Source organism: Nostoc sp. (assembly GCF_041747015.1).
Taxonomy (GTDB): domain Bacteria; phylum Cyanobacteriota; class Cyanobacteriia; order Cyanobacteriales; family Nostocaceae; genus Nostoc.
In genome coordinates, this window is sequence record NZ_JBGTFY010000003.1 from 1 (window position 1) to 3,040 (window position 3,040).

Annotated in this window: 5 protein-coding genes; all 5 read left to right on the top strand. The window is 38.2% G+C overall.

Features of this window, described 5'->3' with window-relative positions; translation table 11 throughout:
- The coding region (locus ACEW80_RS00285; protein WP_373524676.1) for a Uma2 family endonuclease at positions 1-310 on the top strand (310 nt) is incomplete at its 5' end.
- A 77-nt stretch (positions 311-387) separates the two neighbouring features.
- Entirely contained in the window at positions 388-1,290 is a 903-nt protein-coding gene (locus tag ACEW80_RS00290; RefSeq protein WP_373524677.1) for a hypothetical protein, read from the top strand.
- A gap of 137 nt (positions 1,291-1,427) precedes the next feature.
- Positions 1,428-1,982, top strand: coding sequence for a hypothetical protein (locus tag ACEW80_RS00295; RefSeq protein WP_373524678.1), 555 nt, complete (start codon positions 1,428-1,430; stop codon positions 1,980-1,982).
- Between the two features lie 97 nt (positions 1,983-2,079).
- The gene (locus ACEW80_RS00300; protein ID WP_373524679.1) at positions 2,080-2,352 is read left to right on the top strand and encodes a hypothetical protein; all 273 of its coding nucleotides are present in this window, start codon (positions 2,080-2,082) and stop codon (positions 2,350-2,352) included.
- 236 nt (positions 2,353-2,588) lie between these two features.
- Positions 2,589-2,885: a hypothetical protein gene (locus ACEW80_RS00305; RefSeq protein ID WP_373524680.1), complete on the top strand. Its 297-nt coding sequence runs from the start codon at positions 2,589-2,591 to the stop codon at positions 2,883-2,885.
- The last annotated feature ends 155 nt before the right edge of the window (positions 2,886-3,040 follow it).

Sequence of the window (3,040 nt, forward strand, 5' to 3'; positions counted from 1 at the left end):
TACTCAAGCAGAATCAATTCCATTAGCCGTGGAAGTTGTAAGTACAAATTGGCGTGATGATTATTTCCTGAAATTTGGTGAGTACGAGGAAATTGGGATTCCAGAATATTGGATTGTTGACTATGCTGCTCTTGGTGGAAAACGGTTTATTGGGAATCCTAAACAACCGACAATATCAGTTTACGCTTTAGTCGAAGGTGAATATCAAGTTACTCAATTTCGAGGGAATGACCGGATTCAATCACCTACTTTAAGAGAGCTAAATTTAACTGCTGAACAAGTTTTTCAAGCTGCTTTAGGAGAGTATTGATTAAAACTAATACTTTCAAAGTCAACGAAAGCGATTTTTGTATTGGTATAACGTATCCTTAGCAATTTGTCCTTTGAATGACCCAAAAATTTTATAGTCTGTTTGTTGAGCATTATCTCGAAGGCTTGCTTTCACCAGTAGGTAGCGTAGAAATTAGCGGCGTAATAATCGGTTCAGAAAGGCGGGGAATTGTTCTGTTTTTTCCGAAAGGGACAATTCAAACCGAAAGACACTCACTTGGATTACTTGCTAAAGTTGCTCAAAGTGATTGTTCAATAGAAGTTTATTGTGAGCAAATTGGTGAAACAGAAGTCCGAAGCTGCCTACATAAACTTTTAAATGTCTTTTCAATTTTGAACTGTCGGGTATCGGCAGAAGGGAAAACTTTAGATGATAATAATTTACCTCGTTTGTGGATTGTAGTACCATCAGCTTCGCAAGATTTACTCAACGGTTTTGGCGCACAATTAGAGCTAGAAAACTGGTCTACTGGAATATACTTTCTGCCTAATATTTTTAGAATTGCAATAGTAGCTATTAACCAACTACCAGTTACTTCAGAGACGCTATGGTTAAGGCTTTTGGGACGGGGAGTAATTCAAAAACAAGCAGTAAGTGAACTCATCGCGCTTCCTTCATCCAACCGAGTACGCCAAAATGTTTTAGACATAGTTTACAGATGGCGTATCAGTGTAATGACACAAACAGATTTAACCGAAGATGACCAGGAGTTAATTATGAATTTAACAGAAGCTTATCAAGAAGCAAGAGCGCAAGCGGTACAAGAGGGAGTACAACTTGAACGCCGCCAAGTTGTAGAAAACTTGTTGAGATTCCGGTTTGATTCTGTGGATGAAGAACTGTCGAGAGTCGTTGATAGTTTGTTGCAGTTAGCACCAGATGACTTTGCAAGATTTTTACTGGAATTGTCTAGTTTATCCCGTGAAGAGTTGTTAGCAAGATTTGTTTCACACGGATAACTTGATTGTAAAAATAACGAAAAGTATTAAGCGCTTTTGTAACAGCAAGAGCGCTATTTTATTAGGGATTTTACTATTCAAACAATAGAAGCAAAGGCTACGCCCAAGCTGTATGAAAATACTTTTGGTACAAACAAATGAACTATCAAGAAACATCAGACTTAGTTGCCTCTTTGATGCGTCAAGAAGAATTGCTTAAGCAGTTGATCGCCTCAATCAATAAACCGAAATTGGGGCTACACAATGAAGCGGGGGGTTGCAAAATATACTGCAATCGCCATAACGGTTTTTTATGGTACACGTTGAACAACAGTGAACCAAGTGCTGTTGCTGGAACTGCTTTAACTGGATATCTCAAAGAGTTACGTTTTGAGAACACAGAACGCCGCAACAAAGAAACGAGCAAACTACTAACTACAATTCAGGCTGACAGAACATACATCTTAGAATCTGGGGCTGATACAAACTTCTCCAAATGTTTATTAACAGCATTTGCTAGCCTGACTCCAGAACAACTTTATTCACCTGTTACTCTACAACCGCAGCCAGGAAAAGACGAGAGTGTGCTGTTTTGTCGTGTGTGGGTAGATAGTGAACTAATCATGGCATCCTATAACGAAGAGACGAACTGGCGAGAAATCAGTAAACAGGCTAAAGCTTGTGTCAACGCAGCATCAAAAATGGTGCTTTAGTCAGCTGTAAATAGGGCTTAAGTAACTGTGAGAAATTACTCAAGTCTTATCTACAGCTAACTATGCTGTTATTCCAACTATTCTACAAATAATACTCATGACTACAACAATTGTTCACCCCAGTGTCGAAAATCTGCAATCATTTTCTGACTTGTTCGACCTAGAAAAACTACTGCAATCAGAGGGTATTTTGCCGTGGCTTTTGGCTAATGGCTGGGAATATGATGATAAAGCTTGTTTAATCGCTAACCTTGTTGATGAGTCTACAAGTTTAGATCAGGTTCTTGATTCATCAGAGTTTGATTTTCTTTCCTTGCCACAGTCAGAACAAGATAAACTCAATCAAATTTTCGAGCATTTTTACTTGTAAATAAGAGAGTTCATTTCAACCATTAATTAATCAAATCGGAAAAGTTAACCCGCCTATTTCAATTAACAAACGCACAAGTGAAAGTGCATCAAGACTGTCTGAGCCTATTAAGCAGAAAGTTGCTGCCTGATTATGTCGCTAAAAACTGAAGCTAACCGCTAGTTTCGACTATTGTGGTTAGCTTCAGAAAAATCGATTCAATCAAAAACATTTTATCACAACTTAGAGGTAGCAAGATGAGCAAACTTCAGCAGCATCAATCAGCCTGGGATGCGTTAATGTTTCTCAATAAACGACATTATATTTCGACTGGTTTTTATGCGTTGGGTGACGCTTACTTAATAAGCGGTAAAGACTCCAAGTACAAAAACAAGATTGTCTTAGTAGAGCATCGTCAAAAATCCCAAATTAATCATTGGGATTGGACAGTCTCAAAATCCGAATGTTCTCAGCAACCGACGATAGAAACTAACGGTGACGATGGTAAGGGCAATCTCAAACGAAAAGCGCCATCGCTTAAGGTTTATAGCTAATTCAAGAAAGAAAGCTGCAAAGCAATTTTAGAACAACTACAACTATTTTGAGTTATGTCAATATATAAACCACCCCTCATTAAAAGACCAATCAAGTTACAAAACAATGGCTCGACCAAGATAATTTATAGAGTCATCAGAGAGGTTCAACACTT

Bases quoted from the DNA above. Each gene is read 5' to 3' on its own strand.
- ACEW80_RS00295 (WP_373524678.1), top strand. From the start codon at position 1,428: ATGAACTATCAAGAAACATCAGACTTAGTTGCCTCTTTGATGCGTCAA.
- ACEW80_RS00300 (WP_373524679.1), top strand. From the start codon at position 2,080: ATGACTACAACAATTGTTCACCCCAGTGTCGAAAATCTGCAATCATTT.
- ACEW80_RS00290 (WP_373524677.1), top strand. From the start codon at position 388: ATGACCCAAAAATTTTATAGTCTGTTTGTTGAGCATTATCTCGAAGGC.
- ACEW80_RS00305 (WP_373524680.1), top strand. From the start codon at position 2,589: ATGAGCAAACTTCAGCAGCATCAATCAGCCTGGGATGCGTTAATGTTT.